At 75.0% G+C, this 16944-nt stretch carries 10 protein-coding genes; 7 read left to right on the top strand and 3 right to left on the bottom strand.

Annotated features, from left to right (window positions below; all coding sequences use genetic code 11):
* Positions 1 to 190: 190 nt before the first annotated feature.
* The 3 genes from ACIPXM_RS33585 (at position 191) to ACIPXM_RS33575 (ending at position 6459) form a co-directional block, all read left to right on the top strand.
* Positions 191 to 2347 carry an asparagine synthase-related protein gene (locus ACIPXM_RS33585; protein WP_401663432.1) on the top strand — a complete coding sequence of 719 codons (2157 nt, stop codon included), beginning with the start codon at positions 191 to 193 and terminating at the stop codon, positions 2345 to 2347.
* 173 nt (positions 2348 to 2520) lie between these two features.
* Positions 2521 to 3078 (top strand): Uma2 family endonuclease, encoded by a 558-nt coding sequence (locus tag ACIPXM_RS33580; RefSeq protein WP_401663430.1) that lies wholly within the window; start codon positions 2521 to 2523, stop codon positions 3076 to 3078.
* 78 nt (positions 3079 to 3156) lie between these two features.
* Entirely contained in the window at positions 3157 to 6459 is a 3303-nt protein-coding gene (locus ACIPXM_RS33575; protein ID WP_401663427.1) for an ATP-binding protein, read from the top strand.
* On the opposite strand, the gene ACIPXM_RS33570 is transcribed toward ACIPXM_RS33575, so the two are convergent.
* Together ACIPXM_RS33570 and ACIPXM_RS33565 are read right to left on the bottom strand one after the other, a co-directional pair.
* Positions 6446 to 8413 (bottom strand): sigma-70 family RNA polymerase sigma factor, encoded by a 1968-nt coding sequence (locus ACIPXM_RS33570; RefSeq protein ID WP_401663425.1) that lies wholly within the window; start codon positions 8411 to 8413, stop codon positions 6446 to 6448. The two genes, ACIPXM_RS33575 and ACIPXM_RS33570, sit on opposite strands and share 14 nt — an antisense overlap.
* A 198-nt stretch (positions 8414 to 8611) precedes the next feature.
* Positions 8612 to 9481: a TetR/AcrR family transcriptional regulator gene (locus tag ACIPXM_RS33565; RefSeq protein WP_401663423.1), complete on the bottom strand. Its 870-nt coding sequence runs from the start codon at positions 9479 to 9481 to the stop codon at positions 8612 to 8614.
* Between the two features lie 353 nt (positions 9482 to 9834).
* On the opposite strand from ACIPXM_RS33565, the gene ACIPXM_RS33560 reads away from it, so the two are divergent.
* The 3 genes from ACIPXM_RS33560 to ACIPXM_RS33550 all read left to right on the top strand — a co-directional run bounded on the left by ACIPXM_RS33560 (position 9835) and on the right by ACIPXM_RS33550 (position 14202).
* Entirely contained in the window at positions 9835 to 11211 is a 1377-nt protein-coding gene (locus tag ACIPXM_RS33560) for an NAD(P)/FAD-dependent oxidoreductase (protein WP_401663420.1), read from the top strand.
* 106 nt (positions 11212 to 11317) lie between these two features.
* Positions 11318 to 12952, top strand: coding sequence for a SpoIIE family protein phosphatase (locus tag ACIPXM_RS33555; RefSeq protein ID WP_401663418.1), 1635 nt, complete (start codon positions 11318 to 11320; stop codon positions 12950 to 12952).
* Positions 12953 to 13056: 104 nt separating this feature from the next.
* Positions 13057 to 14202 (top strand): hypothetical protein, encoded by a 1146-nt coding sequence (locus tag ACIPXM_RS33550; RefSeq protein ID WP_401663415.1) that lies wholly within the window; start codon positions 13057 to 13059, stop codon positions 14200 to 14202.
* A 269-nt stretch (positions 14203 to 14471) separates the two neighbouring features.
* On the opposite strand, the gene ACIPXM_RS33545 is transcribed toward ACIPXM_RS33550, so the two are convergent.
* Positions 14472 to 15743 (bottom strand): MFS transporter, encoded by a 1272-nt coding sequence (locus ACIPXM_RS33545; protein WP_401663583.1) that lies wholly within the window; start codon positions 15741 to 15743, stop codon positions 14472 to 14474.
* A 142-nt stretch (positions 15744 to 15885) separates the two neighbouring features.
* On the opposite strand from ACIPXM_RS33545, the gene ACIPXM_RS33540 reads away from it, so the two are divergent.
* The gene (locus tag ACIPXM_RS33540) at positions 15886 to 16452 is read left to right on the top strand and encodes a MarR family winged helix-turn-helix transcriptional regulator (protein WP_401663412.1); all 567 of its coding nucleotides are present in this window, start codon (positions 15886 to 15888) and stop codon (positions 16450 to 16452) included.
* Positions 16453 to 16944 lie beyond the last annotated feature (492 nt).

Raw genomic sequence — 16944 nt, 5'->3', positions numbered from 1 at the left:
GGGACACCCGGCGCGGGTCCTGGAGGGAAACCTCCGCCACGCCGACCGGTGCAGAATGGCCGAAACCCGACGGTCGTCAACTGGCCCATGCCAGGGGTGCATTCACCCTTGTGGCGTTGGCCCCCACGACACCTCCCGTGCGCCGTTGTCATGGCAGCATGTCCTCCACTCGACCTTTGTGGAGGCGGCGATGCGGTGGCTGGTGGGCTGGAGCAGTGTCGCCGCGCGCTTCGGCGGCCCGGGCCCGGCGCCGTACGGGACCCCCGGCGCGCCGCCCGCGGCCGGTGCGGTCGGTGACCCCGCCGAGGGGCGCACGGTGCATCCGGTGGGCGCACAACTGCTCTGGGGCGACCCCGATCCGCTGTGGGCGGTCGGCGACTGGCGCCCCGACGAGGTGCGGCTGCTCGACGTCGACGCGCAGACCCGGCTCGCCGTGCTCGGCTGCTGCGCCGCGAGCGACGAGGAACTGCGGCGCGGGCTGCTGACCGCGCGCGGGGGCGCGCTGCGGCATCTGACCGCCTGGCCCGGCAGCTACACCGCCGTCGTCAAGGCCGGCCGCCGGATCACCGTCACCGGTGATCTCGCGGGCGCCCGGCCGGTGTTCCACACCCCGTGGGCGGGCGGCACGGCCTACGGCACCGCGGCCCTGCCGCTCGCCGACCTCACCGAGGCCCAGCTCGACATCGGACACCTGGCCGCGCTGCTCGCCTGCCCCGAGACGCCCGAGGCGCTGCGCGACTCCACCCCGTACGAGGGGGTGCGCCGGGTGCCGCCCGGGCACGCGCTGATCCTGCGCGAGGGCTCCCGGGAGATCAGCGGCTACGAGACGGTGTCGTCGCTCGCCGTCGCCGCGCCCGAGGCCGACCCCCGGCAGGCCGTGGAGGCCGTCAGGGACGCCCTCATCGGCGCCGTACGCGCCCGGCTCACCGCGCCCCGGCACGCGCCCGAGAGCCCGCCGCCCGACCCGGGTCCGGTGCCGGGCATGGGCCCCGCCGACCGGCGGGCGGCCCGCGGCGGCGCGCCCGCGCCCGGCATCGGCGCCGACCTGTCCGGCGGCAGCGCCTCCGGCACCCTCGCGCTGCTCGCGGCCGGGCTGCCCGGCGTGCCCGGCACCATCCTGGGCCACGGCACCGGGGCGGGGGAGCGGCTGCTCGCCGTCACCTTCAACGACCTCACCGGGCTCGACGAGCCCACCGGGCGCGGCGGCCAGGACGAACTCACCCGGGCCCGCGAGATCGCCGCCAACCCCCGGCTGCACCACGTCGTCGTCGCGGCCGGCGAGGAGGCGCTGCCGTACGCGGAGCTCGAAGGTCCGCTCACCGACGAGCCGGGCCCCGCCCTGGTCTCCGCCGAACGCCACCGAAGGCGGCTCGCCGGCGGCAGCGCCGACCACTTCACCGGCTTCGGCGCCCGGCAGGTCCTGGACGCCCACCCGGCGCGCCTGGCCGACCTCCTGATGGACCGGCGGCGCCGGTCCCTGGTGCGGCCGGTGACCGCGCTGGCCAAGGCGAGCGGCCCGTCGGCGGGCGCGCTCCTGGTGCCGCTCCAGGTGTACCGGGCGGCACGCAGGCTGGCCCGTACGCCCTACCGCGCGGGCCTGGAGAGCGCCGCCACGCGCGTGCTTGAGGCCAACCGGGCGCCCGACGGCGGCTACGGCCCCTTGGAGGCGTCGCTCTCCGCGCTCGCCTGGTCCCGGCCGGGGCCCGCGGCGCGCTGGCTGACCGGCGAGGCGCTCGCCGAAGTATCGGTTCGGCTGACCCGGGCGGCGACCCTCCCGGCCGCCGTCCAGCGGCCCGGCGAGGCACGCGCGCGTGCCGCCCTCGCCCGGGCGGCCGCCGACCACCGGATCCTGGAACAGGCCGCCGAGATCCGCAGCCAGCGGCTGCACGCCCCGTTCCTCGACAACCAGGTGGTACGGGCCTGCCGCGACCTCCCCGAATCGCTGCGGGTCCAGCCCGACGCACGCGCGGGCGTGCTGCGCACGGTGCTCGCGGGCGCGGGCATCCACGACCTGCCGCCCGGCTGGGGCACCCCGCACCCGGCCGTCCCGGCCGCCGCCACCCGCGCGGGCCTGCGCACCGCGCTGCCCCAGCTGATGGCCCTCTTCGACGCCCCGCTGCTGGCCGACGCGGGCCTGATCGAGGCCCGGGTGGTCCGCCGCGCCCTGCGCGCCGCCGCCGACGGCGAACAGCTCCCGCTGGACGGCCTCGCCGACCTGATCTCCACCGAACTCTGGCTCCGCCGCCTCCTCGCCCGCCGCGGCTCCTGCTGGACCGGCACCGCCGCCCCCCGCCACCGCGCGGTCCCCGGCCCCCTGATCCCGTCGGCCCGCTCCCTGCCGGCCTGAGCGGACTGTCTGAGCGGACGGCCCGAGCGGACGGGCCCCCGGGGCGCGGCACCGGCGATCGAGGCCCGCGCGCGGAAACGTCACAGCACGCCCGTTCGAGTGAAGGGGGCGCCGTTCCCGGCGGGCGCGGGAACCTACGCTGGGAGCGTCGCACCGAGCGTAGGAGGTCCGTCATGGCCATGGCGCAGCCGCCCGACCACGAGGGCGCGTCCGCGGCGCAGACCTTCGAGCTCTTGAGTGCGGCGGCCCCCAAGGGCTGGCGCCTGGAGCTGACCGAAGGGGAGATCGCGGTGGTCCCACCGGCGAACGGTGAACACGAGGAGATCGTCTCGGAACTGAGCGGCCAGGTCCGGGACCACGACCGCGCGCTCGGCCGGTACACCGGGGTCGGTCTGGCCCTCCCCGACGGTTCGAAGGTGATCCCGGACCTCGTGATCGCCCCCAAGGGGAGCTACGCCGACGATCAGGAATGGCACGGCGCGGCCGACGTCCTGCTCGTCGCGGAGGTCACGTCGAAGTCGACGGCGGACCGCGACCGCCTCCAGAAGGTCCGCGGCTATGCCCGGGCGGGCATCCCGGTGTACCTGCTCATCGACCGGGAGTCGGGCGAGGCCGTCGTCTGCTCCGCTCCGGAGGGGGGCCAGTACCTGCACCGGGCCGCCCACCGGCTGGGCACGGTCGCCCCGCTGCCGCGCCCGCTCGGCTTCGACCTGGACACCGCCGAGTTCTGACCGGGCCCGCGCGCCCCGCGCGCCCCTCTCCGGGGAAACCCCGAGGCGTACGGCCCGGGCAGCCGCGAGAATGGGGCGGTGCGGTTTCTGATTCTCGGGTCCACCGATGTCCTCGACGCCCACGGCGCGCCCCTTCCCCTCGGTGGCGCCCGGCTGCGGGCGCTGCTCGCCGCGCTCGCCTCGCGGGGCGGGCGGACGGTGTCCGTCGGGGAGCTGGTGGACGACGTGTACGGGGACGAGCCGCCGCTGGAGGCCGCCGCCGCGGTGCAGGCGCTCGTCGGGCGGCTGCGCCGGGTGCTCGGGAAGGACGCCGTCGAGTCCGGGCCCGGGGGATACCGGCTGGTGGCGCGCCCCGAGGACATCGACCTGTTCGTGTTCGAGCGGCAGGTGCGGGAGGCCGGTACCCGGCTCGCCGCCGGGGACCCGGAGGCCGCCGCCGCGCTGCTGCGGGCCGCGCTCGGCCTGTTCCGCGGGCCCGCGCTCGCCGATCTGCCCGAGCACGCGGGCGTGCGGACCGAGGCCCGCAGGCTCGCCGCGCTCCGCCAGCGCGTCGAGGCCGACCTGCGGCGCGGCGCCACCGACGGGCTCGTGCCCGAACTGACCGAGCTGACCGGGGCGTACGCGTACGACGAGACCTTCCACGCCCAGCTGATCCGCGCCCTGCGGGCCGAGGGCCGCCCGGCCGACGCGCTCGCCGCGTACGAGAGCGCCCGCCGCACCCTCGCCGACGGCCTCGGCACCGACCCCGGCCGTGAGCTGACCGCGCTGCACGCCGAACTGCTCGCGGGCGACCCGCCCCCGCCCCGGCCCGCCGCCGCCCCCACGCCCGCCCCCGGATCCACCGTGCCGCCCGCCGAGGAGCCCGGCAACATCCGCCCCCGGCTCACCTCCTTCGTCGGCCGCGAACCCGACCTCGCCGCGCTGCGCGCCGACCTCGCGGACTCCCGGCTCGTCACCCTCACCGGGCCCGGCGGCTCCGGGAAGACCCGGCTCGCCGAGGAGGCCGCCCGGCAGGCCGTCGGCGCCGCCGCCTGGATCGCCGAACTCGCCCCGCTCGACGACCCCGACGCCGTCCCCGGCGCCGTGCTCTCCGCGCTCCGGCTGCGCGAGACCAACCTGATCACCCGGGAGGGCGTCCCGCTCCAGGACGACCCCACCGCCCACCTCGTCGAGCACCTGGCCCGCCGCCCGCTGCTCCTCGTCCTCGACAACTGCGAGCACGTCATCGGCGCCGCCGCCGCCCTCGCCGACGTCCTCCTCACCCACTGCCCCGACCTGCGGATCCTCGCCACCAGCCGGGAGCCGCTCGGCGTCCCCGGCGAAGCCGTCCGCCCGGTCGAACCGCTGCCGCCCGCCCCCGCCCACCGGCTCTTCACCGAGCGCGCCCGCACCGTCCGCCCCGCCTTCCGGGCCGACGCCGACGCCGAGAGCGCCGCCGCCGTCGACGAGATCTGCCGCCGCCTCGACGGCCTCCCGCTCGCCATCGAACTGGCCGCCGCCCGGCTGCGGCTGCTCACCCCGCGCCAGATCGCCGACCGCCTCGACGACCGCTTCCTGCTGCTCACCTCCGGCTCCCGCACGGTGCTGCCCCGCCAGCAGACCCTCCGCGCGGTCGTCGACTGGTCCTGGGACCTCCTCGACGAGGCCGAACGGGCCCTGCTCCGGCAGACCTCCGTCTTCGCCGGCGGCTGGGACCTCGCCGCCGCCGAAGCCCTCGCCGACCCCGCTGGCCTCGCTCACCCCGCCGAGGGCGTCGACACCCTCGACACCCTCGGCAGCCTCGTCGAGAAATCGCTCGTCGTCGCCACCCCCACCGAGGACGGCGAGATGCGCTACCGGCTCCTGGAGACCATCCACGAGTACGCGACCGAGCGCGCCGCCGAGACCCCACGGCTGCGCGCCGCCGCCGAGGCCGCGCACACCGCCCACTTCACCGCCCTCGCCGAGACCGCCGAGCCGCTGCTCCGCTCCGGCGACCAGCTCCCCTGGATCGACCGCCTGGAGCGCGACCTCGACAACATCCGCGCCGCCCTGCACCGGGCCACCGCCCCCGCCACCGCCCCCGGCCACCCCGACGAGACCGGCGCACAGCGCCTCGTCCTCGCCATGGGCTGGTTCTGGTGGCTGCGCAACTACCGGCCCGAGGGCCTGGCATGGGTCGAGCGCGCGCTGCGCCTCGGCACCGACCCCGAGGACGAGAGCGACCCCCGCTACTGGCCCCGGATGCAGCTGCGGATGCTGCAGTACTTCCTCGCCGTGGAGAGCCAGGGCTTCCAGGGCTTCGCCGACGACCCGGAGGCCGCCGCCCTGGTCCGCCGGGTCCGCGACGCGTTCGCCGCCCACCGCGGCCCGCAGACCGCCCGGTTCCCCGGCCTGCTCTGGCCGTTCACCACCTATCTCACCGAGGCACCGGCCGACATCCTCGTCCTGCTCGACAGCGTCGTCGACAACGCCCGCCGCCACGGCGGCGAATGGGAGATCGGCGTCGCCCTGATGTTCCGCACCCACATGGTCGTCGACATGCCCGGCGGCGTGGCCGGGGTCGACGAGGCCCTCGACGAGCTGCGCGCCCTGGCCCGCCGGGTCGGCGACCGCTGGATGCGCGCCCAGACGAGCAGCGCCGCCGCCGAGGCCCACATGATGCGCGGGCGCCACGCGGAGGCCCGCGAGGCGTACCAGGAGGCCCTGGACCTGGCCCGCGAGGTCGGCGCGCACGCCGAGTCCCCGTTCCTGCTCGCCCGGCTCGCCGAACTCGACTTCCGGCTCGGCGAGATGGACGCGGCGGTCAAGGGCCTCGACGAGGCGGACGCGGCCGCCGCGCGCTACCACGTCCTGGAGCCCCTCACCTATGTCTGCTTCCTGCGGGCCTGGATCGCCCTCTACCAGGGGGACGTCGCCGAGGCCCGCCGCCAGGTCGAGCAGGGCCGTACGGAGACCACCGGCTCCAGCCCGCTGCCGCACTTCCTCGCCGTGGCCCGCGGCCTGACCGCCCGCGTCGAGGCCCACGAGGGCGCGGGCGCGACGGCCGTGGCGCACGCGATCGAGGCGCTGCGCCTCGGCGTGGAGGTCGGGTGCGCGGAGTTCATCACGGCAGCGCTCACCGAGGGAATCGCCATCGCGCTGTCCCTCGCGGGCGAACTCCCGCTGTCCGTGACCGCGCTGGCCGCCGCCGACCGGCTGCGCACCGACGTCCCGAGGGCCGTCTTCGAGCAGGACGAGGCCGACCGGATCACCACCAAGGCCGCCGAGGTCCTCGGCCCGGCCGCCCGGGCCGCCGCCGACGCGGCGGGCCGGGACCTCACCCCGGAGGGCCTGCTCGCCCTCCTCGCGCCGCACGCGGCCGCGCCGGAGGAGATACCGGCGCCGCCTACGAGCAGCTGATCCGGGACTCCGCCCAGTCGGCGACCGCCGCCCGCCCGTACGGGGTGTGCTCCTCCACCACCAGGCGCAGCGTCGTGCGCCCGGCGAGGCTCACATGGACCGGGACGGGGGTGTCGCCGCGGCGCAGCACCGGGGAGGTCCACAGGCGTTCGTCGTCGCCGTAGACGGAGAAGCGGACGCCGCCGGGCCCGATCGGGACGGTGATGTCGTCGACGCCGACGACCGCGTCGTAGCTGACGCAGCTCCGGTTGAGGTCGATGTACAGCGAGGAGGGGGCGTGCACGCTGACGCCGTGGGCGTAGCGGGTGCCGTCCATGGCCAGCCGGGAGCGCTGCCACATCCAGCTGCTGCGGGCGAGGTCGACCTCCGGCTTGGTGCCGTCGCCGAAGATGCCGTACTCGAGCCGGTTGACCTGGTAGACGGCGGGCGGCGCGGGCGTGGGGGTCGGGCTCGGGGTCGCCTTCGGCGGGGTGGGCTTCGGGCTGGGCGGCGGGGTCGGCCGCGGCGTGGGCTTGGGCTTCGGGCTCGGTGGCGGCGTGGTCCGTGCCGGGGTCGGCTTCGGTGTGGGCTTGGCGCTGGGCGCCGGGGGCGGCGGCGGTACCGGCGGCGGGGTCGGCTTCGGCGTGGGCTTGGGGGCCGGTACGGGCGGGGGCGGCGGGGTCTCGACGGGCGCGACGACCGTCGGCGCGGCGGTGGGCTTGGCCACCGGTTCCGGCTCGGCGCCGGTCAGCGCCCACACCAGACCCGCGGTGGCGGCGACGGCGGCGACGGCGGCGAGGCCCGCCTTCGCCGGGATGCCGAGGCCCTCGGCGGCGGCGGCCGATCCGGCGGACGCACCGGCGGTGGTGCCGGTCGCGCCCGCCCCGGTGGCGGCAGCCGCGGCTCCGGCGGCGCCCGCGCCGGCGACCCCGCCCGCGACCACTCCGGCGGCCTTGAGCGAGTACCCGGCGGCGAACCAGCCGATGACGGCGATCGGCAGCAGCGCCGGGATCCCGGCGTTGACATGGGCGAGTTCACCGGCGGCGAGCCGGCACTTGGCGCACTCGTCGAGGTGCTTGCGCAGGCCCCGCTCGGCCCGCATCCGCAGGCCGCCGCGGGCGAACGCGCCGAGCCGGTCGGCGTAGCGGGCGCAGTCGCCGCCCGCCGTCAGCGACTGGCTGACGTGCGCCTGCAGATATGCCTGCTTGAGGCCCTCGCGGGCCCGGCTGGCGAGCACGGCGGTCGCGTTGGCGGTCAGCCCGAACAGCGGGGCGACCTCGCTCGGCGACTCCTCCTCGACGGTGGTGTGCCACAGCACGGCCTGCCAGCGTTCCGGCAGCGACCGGAACGCCTGCATGGCGAGGGACTGTTCGGCCTCGTGCATGGCGAGCACGTCGGCGCCGAGGTCGAGGCCCGCGCCGAAGGTCGCGGCCTGCTCGGACTCGGTCGTACGGGCCGCCTCCTCGGCGAACAGTGCGAAGTCCTCGACCAGCTGTTCGCGCTTCTGGGTCTTGGTCCAGGTCGCGGCGACCCGGCGGACCGAGGTCAGCAGATAGGCGCGCACGGCCTGTTCGGGCCCGGCGCCGCCGCGTACCGCCTGCAGGGTGCGGGCGAACACCTCGGCGGTCAGGTCGTCGGCGGTGTCGGCGTCCCGGCAGCAGGTGCGGGCGTAGCGGCGGACAGCGGCCGAGTGGCGGCGGAACAGCTCCTCGTAGGCGCTGTCGTCGCCCTCCCGCATCCGCTGCACCAGCTCGCCGTCGGACGGCGGCAGGTCGAGCGGGGGTGGCAGGACGGAGTCGAAGTCGGCGCCGCCCTCGCGCTGCTGGGGGACGCTGGCCTCCGCCGTGCCGGGACCGTGGGCCCCGGGGGCGGTGGCACCGGCCGGGCCGCCCTGGTTCGGCACCTGCCGGGCGGGTGGACCGGTCCCGGTGGTACCGGCGGCGGCCGACGTCTCGTCCCGACTGTCACCGCTCATCGCGGAAGCCCCCGTTTGCACGCTCGGACCCGAACTCGGTCAAGCCTGCCACAGAGCGCGGGCGTGCCGAACCCCCGCGTCCACTTACCACTCGTCCGGGGCGACTTCCCGTGTCGGGGCGTGACCGCTCATCCGTTCGTGTCATCCCCGGAGGTCCACTCGGACCTCCGGGGAGGGCGCGCCCTCAGGGGCGACGGGTCAGCGCGAGCGCAGCCCCTCCAGGAGGATGTCCAGGAGCCGGGCCGAGGCCGCCGCCTGCTGCGCCGCGTCGGGCAGCGCGGGCGCGGCGGTGGCTATCACGAGGAGCACGTCGGACACGGTCACGTCGGGGCGCAGCTCGCCCGCCTCCCGGGCCCGGTCCACGAGCCGGCCGACGACCTCCAGGAGCTCCGCGGCCCCCGCGTCGTCCTGCTCGGCGGCGGGCACCGCGCGCGGCGCCACGATCCGCGGGTCGCCCGCGTCGCCGTAGCCGAGCTGGCCGGTGAGCTGGCCGCCCAGCGGTCCGCCGAGCAACGAGCCGTTGACCGAAGCCCCGTTGGAGGTGCCGTTGGAGGTGCCGTTGTGGGCGGGCGCGGCCCCGTTGGACGCGGTCCCGTTCGGCGCGACCACCCGCTGCTGCGGGACCCGGGCCGCGTCGTCGGCGGCCACCGCGCCCGAGGGCAGCAGCACCTCGTCGACACCGACCCGGAGCACCTGCGGCGGCAGCAGCCGACCGGCGCCCGAGGCAACCGACGTGCGCAGGAACCGGGACAGCGCCGACCACGGCTCGTCCTCCTGCCCGAGCGCCGTCCTGGCCTGCTCGGTCAGCCGCGCGGTCTCCTCCTCGGCTATCCGCCGGACCAGCACGTCCTTGCTGGGGAATCGGCGGTAGACGGTGCCGACACCGACCCGGGCGCGGCGCGCCACGTCCTCCATCGGCGCCCCGTAACCGAGTTCGCCGAAGACCTCGCGCGCGGCCCTGAGCACATGCTCGAGATTGCGCTGCGCGTCCACGCGCAGCGGCGCGGAACGGCCGTTCGGCACCGACTGCGCCGTACGGACCTGGCCGTACGAATCCTGAATCTGCATAAGCGTTCCCCCGCTCATGATGTCTCCCCCCGGAGACTCCCCGCCCTGACACGGGGGTCCGATCCTGCCGCGCCTCTGGTCCACGCACGACCGTCCGACACCCCGACGAAGTACGAACATAGTTGAGTCCGGGTCAATTCAGAAGGGGCAGTTCCGTACGGTGCGCCCCCCGATCGGAGCAAGGACCCGGACCCTCCCGATTCAGGCCCGGAACACCACCCACCACTCCCGTCCTGACCTGCGCGGTTCACGGCCAGGACAACTCGTCCGCCACCCCGCGCCTCCGTACCTCTCCGGTCACACAATTTGCCGGGCCTGTGGACAAACCCCGGACGGCGGTGCGTCATGGGACAGTGACCGAACCTGTGCGCATTCTCGTCGTCGGCGGCGGCTACGTCGGTATGTACACCGCGCTGCGCCTCCAGCGGCGGCTCAAGGCGGAGCTGCGGAGCCGTACGGCCGAGATCACGGTGGTCACCCCCGAGCCGTACATGACCTACCAGCCCTTCCTGCCCGAGGCGGCGGCCGGTTCGATCTCGCCGCGGCACGTCGTCGTCCCGCTGCGCCGGGTCCTGGACCGCTGCCGGATCGTCATCGGCGAGGTCCGCGCCCTCGACCACGCCAAGCGCACCGCGGACGTCGCCACCCCGGCCACCGAGGAGGAGGGCCTGGGTGGTCTGCGGCTCGACTACGACGAGCTGGTGATCGCGCCCGGCTCGGTCTCCCGGACCCTCCCGGTCCCCGGACTCGCCGATCACGGCATCGGTTTCAAGACCGTCGAGGAGGCCATCGGGCTGCGCAACCACGTCATCGAACAGATGGACATCGCGTCCTCCACCCGCGACCCCGCGATCCGCGACGCCGCCCTCACCTTCGTGTTCGTCGGCGGCGGGTACGCGGGCGTGGAGGCCCTCGCCGAACTCGAGGACATGGCCCGCTACACCGCGCGGTACTACCACAACATCAAGCCCGAGGACCTGCGCTGGGTGCTCGTCGAGGCGTCCGACCGGATCCTCCCGGAGGTCGGCGCGGAGATGGGCCGGTACGCGGTCCGCGAGCTGCGCGGCCGGAACATCGACGTCCGGCTCGGCACCCGGCTCGACTCCTGCGAGCACCGGGTCGCCGTGCTCAGCGACGGCACCCGGCTGCCCACCCGCACCGTCGTGTGGACCGCGGGCGTCAAACCCGCGCCGCTGGTCGCCGCCACCGACCTGCCCCGTACCGAACGCGGCCGGATCCGCTGCACCGCGCAGCTCGCCGTCGCCGGGGTCGAACACGCGTGGGCCGCGGGCGACGCCGCCGCCGTCCCCGACCTCACCGCCGCCGAGCCCGGCACCGACTGCGCGCCCAACGCCCAGCACGCCGTCCGCCAGACGAAGGTCCTCGCCGAGAACATCGCCGCCTCGCTGCGCGGGCAGCCGCTCAAGGACTACACGCACGCGTACGTCGGCTCCGTCGCCTCGCTCGGGCTCCACAAGGGCGTCGCCCACGTCTACGGCCGCAAACTCAAGGGCTACCCGGCCTGGTTCATGCACCGCGCCTACCACCTCAGCCGGGTCCCCACGTTCAACCGCAAGGCCCGCGTCCTGGCCGAATGGACCCTGTCCGGCCTCTTCAAACGCGAGATCGTCTCCCTCGGCTCGCTCGAACATCCGCGCGCCGAATTCGAACTCGCCGCCGCACCTCCACCCGCGCCGAAGGACAAGCCACCGGACGAGCCCGCGGGCTGACATCACTGTCAGTGCACTCGTCCACACTGGACGTGTGACCATAGGTGGGCTCACACCTGCACAGAGTGACTCTGCACGGCAACGACACCACGAGGCATACAGATCCGTGAACTTCACCCGTTGGAGCGCCCGGCTCCCCGGTACGCAGCGCCGCGCGGCGTCCCGCGGGACCGAGGGCTCCGTGCCCGCGGCCCGCGGTGAGTACGGGCCCCAGCCGGACCACCTCGCCGACCCCGTCCCCGGCGTCCCCGCCCTCGAGGACTTCACCGTGCGGGAGATCGTCGGCCGCCTCCCCGGCCTGATCGCCCTCGTGTACGGCCCCGAGCACCGCATCGCCTACGTCAACGAGGCGTACGCCACCGCGTTCGGCCCCCGCACCCCGGGACTCACCGTCGCCGACACCTGCCCCGAGGCCGAGGAACTCGGCCTGCTGCCCCTCCTCGACCAGGTGCTCCGCAGCGGCAAGCCGCGCACCGTGAAATCCCGCCGCACCCAGGACGGCGGCTCCTACACCGTCACCTGCCTCCCGGTGGAGAGCCCCCACCTCGCCGACGGCGGCGTCCTCGTCCACGCCGCCGACGTCACCGACCACGCCGAGGCCGCCGAACGGCTGCGCGCCAGCGAGCGCCGCCACCGCGAGACCGCCGTCACCCTCCAGCGCTCCCTGCTCCCGCAGGAACTGGAGCAGCCCGACGACCTCCGCATCGCCGCCACCTACCAGCCCGGCGGCACCGACGCCGCCGTCGGCGGCGACTGGTACGACGTGATCACCCTCGGCGCCGGCCGCACCGCCCTCGTCATCGGCGACGTCATGGGCCGCGGCGTCCGCGCCGCCGCCGTCATGGGCCAGCTCCGCACCGCAGTCCGCGCCTACGCCCGCCTCGACCTGCCCCCGCACGAGGTGCTCCAGCTGCTCGACGGCCTCGCCGCCGAGATCGACGCCAGCCAGATCGCCACCTGCGTGTACGCGGTCCACGACCCCAACGAAGGCCGCCTGGTCTACGCCTCCGCCGGCCACCTCCCGATCCTCGTCCGCGACGAGGACGGCACCGTCCGCCGCGCCGAGGACCCCACCGGACCGCCGCTCGGCACCGGCGGCTGGCTGCACACCTCCGGCACCATCGCGCTGCCGCCCGGCTCCACCGCCGTCCTCTACACCGACGGCCTCGTCGAGCGCCGCCGCGAGGACATCGACGAAGGCGTCCTCGCCCTGGAGCGCGCCCTGTCCGGCGCCACCGGCACCCCGCAGGTCGTCTGCGACCGGCTGCTGCGCGCCCTCGGCGTCACCGCCGAGCACGACGACGACGTCGCCGTCCTCGTCCTCCAGCACCCGGCCCGCAAGGGCCCCGACGCCGAGCTGTTCCACAACGCCGCCCTGGAACTCCTCGGCGGCGTCGAGGCCGCCCCGCGCGCGCGTGCCTTCGCCTCCGGCGTCCTCGCCAGCTGGCGCTTCCCGGTCGAGCTGCGCGACCTCGGGGTCCTCGCCACCAGCGAACTGGTGGCGAACTCCCTCCAGCACGGCACCCCGCCCATGCGGCTCCGGCTGCGCCGCACCGACCGCCGCCTGATCATCGAGGTCACCGACGGCGACGACCACCTGCCGCGCCGCCGCCGCGCGGAGACCGAGGACGAGGCGGGCCGAGGCATCTCGATCATCGCGACGATCGCCTCGTCCTGGGGCAGCCGCCGCACCCCCGGCGGCGGAAAAGCGGTGTGGTGCGAGTTCGCCCTGCCCGATTAGTCCTCCGGCCGGGACTCCGGCCAGTCCTCCGGCCGGGACTCCCGTCCCAGCCGGCCCGGAATATTCATTGCCGCGGGTGACCTGCGCGTATGAGGATTCCGGCCGTGTCCATATTCCTCATCTTCGCCATCGGCATGTTCCTCTTCACGCTCGTCAAGAAACTCCGCGAGCGCTCGGGCGACAGCCGGAGCGGCGGCGCGGGCGTGCTGTCCACCACCGACCGCTGGGTCCGCGACTCCTTCGTACCGTCCGCGTACGGACTCGTCCCCTTCGAGGCCCTCGACACCGGCCGGGCCGGACCGCCGCCGTCGCCCCAGCGCGTCGGCGAGATGCAGGCCGTCGCCGACGCGGCCTGGGCCGGGGACTGGCGCCGGGCCGCCGCGTACGTCGCCGCCGCGGGCGAGGACTGGGACGAGCGCTGGTCCCGCACCGAACTCCTCCAGCAGATCGCGAACCAGGACGACAGCTGGCTGACCGCCTGGCGGGCCGCCGAGCCCGCCAACGGCGACGCGGGCACCCTGTACGCCGCCCTGCTCGTGCACCGGGCCTGGGAGATCCGCGGCAGCGAGTACGCCCACAAGGTGCCCGCCGAGCGGATGCGCCAGTTCAAGGAGATGCTCCCGGCGGGCATGGCCGCCGCGTCCAAGGCCGCCGAGGCCGACCCGGCCAACCCCGGCCCCTGGGTCGTCATGATCACCACCGCGCGCGCCCTGTCGTACACCCACGGACAGTTCGAGAACCTCTGGGCCGGCCTCACCGCCCGCGCCCCGCACCACTACGACGGCCACTGGCAGGCCCTGCAGTACTGGTGCGGGAAGTGGCACGGCTCGGACCGGGCCATGCTGGAGTTCGCCGAGCGGGCCGTGAACGCCGCACCCGTCGGGAGCCCGCTCGCCGGCATGTACCTGCACGCGCTCACCGAACTGGACAGCCGCGGCGGCACCGGCGCCGCCAAGGCCCGCAAGTCCGTCCCCGTCCTCACCGAGGTGGCCCGCTCCCTCGCCCGCGTCGACGACGCCCACACCGCGCTGCCCCGGCTGCGCCACCTCCTCGCGCACTACCTCCTGGAGGCGGGCCTGAAGGACCTGGCCCTCGAACAGTTCCGGCGGATCGGCCCCTGGTGCGGCGCCCACCCCTGGGACGACGCCGACGACCCGGCCGTCGCCTTCAACCGGGCCAGGGGCCGCGCGGCCAAGGACGCCGTCCCGCTGGAGCGGGGCAAGGGCGACGCCACGGCGATGCGGCTCTGACGGAAGACGGACAACGGATACGGCGGTGGGGGGGGGGGGGGCGGGGCGGGGGGCCCCCCCCCCCCCGGGGGCGGGGGGGGGGGGGGGGCCGCGGGGGGCGCGCCCCGCCGCGCCCCCCCCCCCCCCCCCCCCCCCGCCCCCGCCCGGGGGCGGCCCGCGCCGGGCCCCCCGGGGGGGGGGGGGTTGCCCCCCCCCCCCCCCCCCCCCCCGGGGGGCCCCCCCGCCCCCCCCCCCCCCCCCCCACCGCCGTATCCGTGGAGGAAGCAGGGTCAGGCCGCCGCGTGCTCCCGCTCGGGCTCCCGACGCGCGACCACCTTCGACGCGGCGAGCGACGGCTGGTTCTGCACCGGCGTGAGCCGCTTGCCCAGCCGCACCGCGAGCACCGTGATGCCCAGCGAGAACAGCACGAAGGTCACGATGTACGGCCCGTGCAGCGCGGCACCCATCGGCCCGCCGACCGCCGGGCCGACCGCCAGGGCCAGCTGCTTCACCAGGGCGAACGCCGAGTTGTACGTACCGACCATCGACTCCGGCGCCAGATCCGCCACCAGCGGCGCGACCGTCGGCGACAGCATCGCCTCACCGAGACCGAACAGCGCGTACGTCGAGATGAACGCGGCCGTCGCCATCGCCTGGCTGCCGTGGCCCAGGCCCGCGTACCCGGCGAACAGCCACGCCACGGTCCAGATCAGACCGACGGAGGCGATCACCCGGGTGCGCTTGCGGCGCTCCACGAACTTCAGCACCAGGAACTGGGCGGCCACGATGACCGCGGTGTTCGCGGCCAGGGCGATGCCCAGGGTCGACGGGTCGATCCCGGCGGCCTCGGTGCCATAGGCGGCGAGCCCCGACTCGAACTGCCCGTAGCAGGCGAAGAACAGCACGAAGCCGAGGACGCACAGCTGCACCATCGCCTTGTGCCCGAGCAGCGCCTTCACACCGCCGCCGGCCTTGCCGCCGGGGCGCTTGTCCGCCAGGACGGCCGACTCCGGCATCCGCACGGTCATCACGATCCCGGCGAGGACCAGGAACATGACCGCCTCGATGGAGAACAGCAGCAGGAAGCTGTTCGGCCGGGACGCGTCGACCAGCTGGCCGCCGATCAGACCACCCACACCGAGACCCAGGTTCTGCAGGAAGAACTGCGTCGCGAACGAGCGGGTCCGGGTCACCGGGGTCGAGCACCACACGATCATCGTCGCGAGCGCGGGCTGCGTCACCGCCGTACCGGCACCGAGCAGCGCCGCCGAGCCGACGGCCGTGGGCACCGAGGCCGCGAAGCCCATGCCCAGCGCGCCGACCGACGCGAGGAGCGAGGCCACGATCAGGACGGGCACCGGGCCCCGGCGGTCGATGGCACGACCGCTGAAGGGCAGGACCACGAGCGCGGCCATGGCGAAGACGGCCAGGACGACGCCCGCGGTGGCCGCGCCCAGATCCCGCACCTGAGCGACGTACACATAGAGGTACGGCACGGTGAAGCCGAGTCCGAACGCGCTCAGCGCGCTGCCTGCCTGAATCCTGCGCATCGCTGCGCCCATCGCCTTGGTCACACTCACCTACCTCGGTCGCGGGTTCAGCCCTGTAGGTCTGAGCCCTGAAGACTTCAACACTAAAATTAGATCCTTAACAATACACATAGAAGGACTTCAACGCCAACGCCTGCCGTGGGATACTCGCCGCATGTCCGACACCCCCGAGCCGTCCGGCCCCCAGGCCCCCCAGGAGCCGACCCTCGACGAGCAGATCGCCGCCTACCAGCGCGAATTCCGCGACCTCGACCCCCAGGTCGAGAAGGTGGTCTCCGCCCTGGGCCGGCTGAACCGCCGGATGAACGTGGCGTACGGCCGTCAGGTCGCCGACCTCGGCATCAGCAACGCCGAGTGGGAGGTCCTGAAGACCCTGGTCCTCTCCGGCGCCCCCTACCGCCTGGGCCCCGGCGAGCTCGCCAAGCGCCTCGGCCTCACCCCGGCCGCCATGACCCACCGCATCGACCGCATGGCGGGCGAGGGCCTGGTCACCCGCGACCGGGACGAGAACAACCGGGTGCGCGTGATCGTCGAGCTGACGGACGAGGGCCGACAGAAGTGGCTGGAGGCCATGCGGATGGCCACCGACTTCGAGGAGGAGCTCCTCCAGGACCTCAGCACGGAGGAGCGGGGCGCCCTCGGCGAGATGCTGATCCGGCTGCTGCGCCGGGTGGAGCTGACCCAACCGGACGCCGGCGGCCGCCTGACGGACCTCGACTGAGGCCCTGACCTGGGCGCCGACCGGGCCCGGAACCGGGGGCCGGGCGAGGTTTGACACGGCCCCTGGGGACGCGTAGTGTTCTCCGAGTTGTCACGGAGCCGGAACGGTTCTTCGACAGCCATCCCGCCGCGAAAGCGGCAACCTCAACTCCGCACGATCTCCCTGACGGGACGAATTTCGGCATGCCGAAATTCATTTCGAAAGACTCGATTATGAGTCGCCAGGGAAATCCGCTAGAGTTCAGGACGTCGGAAGGGCCCAACAGCCCGGAAGACAAACCCCGCTGACTGGGAATCAGACGCCGAAAGGATCTGATAGAGTCGGAACCGCCGGAAGGGCCCGGAGCGAAAGCCGAAAAGCTGGAGCGAACGGACCGGAAAGCACCGAGGAAATCGGGTCGGAAAGATCTGATAGAGTCGGAAACGCAAGAACGAAGGAAGCGCCCGGAGGAAAGCCCGCGAGGGTGAGTACAAAGGAAGCGTCCGCACCTTG

Origin of the sequence: Streptomyces sp. NPDC090025 (genome assembly GCF_044748125.1) — a bacterium.
Taxonomy (GTDB): Bacteria; Actinomycetota; Actinomycetes; order Streptomycetales; family Streptomycetaceae; genus Streptomyces.
The sequence above is the reverse complement of the archived record's forward strand: the minus strand, read 5'-3'. Positions and strand labels throughout refer to the sequence as shown.

Coding starts and splice junctions, on each gene's coding strand:
- ACIPXM_RS33585 (WP_401663432.1), top strand. CDS start 191: ATGCGGTGGCTGGTGGGCTGGAGCAGTGTCGCCGCGCGCTTCGGCGGC.
- ACIPXM_RS33580 (WP_401663430.1), top strand. CDS start 2,521: ATGGCCATGGCGCAGCCGCCCGACCACGAGGGCGCGTCCGCGGCGCAG.
- ACIPXM_RS33570 (WP_401663425.1), bottom strand. CDS start 8,413: ATGAGCGGTGACAGTCGGGACGAGACGTCGGCCGCCGCCGGTACCACC.
- ACIPXM_RS33565 (WP_401663423.1), bottom strand. CDS start 9,481: ATGCAGATTCAGGATTCGTACGGCCAGGTCCGTACGGCGCAGTCGGTG.
- ACIPXM_RS33545 (WP_401663583.1), bottom strand. CDS start 15,743: ATGGGCGCAGCGATGCGCAGGATTCAGGCAGGCAGCGCGCTGAGCGCG.
- ACIPXM_RS33540 (WP_401663412.1), top strand. CDS start 15,886: ATGTCCGACACCCCCGAGCCGTCCGGCCCCCAGGCCCCCCAGGAGCCG.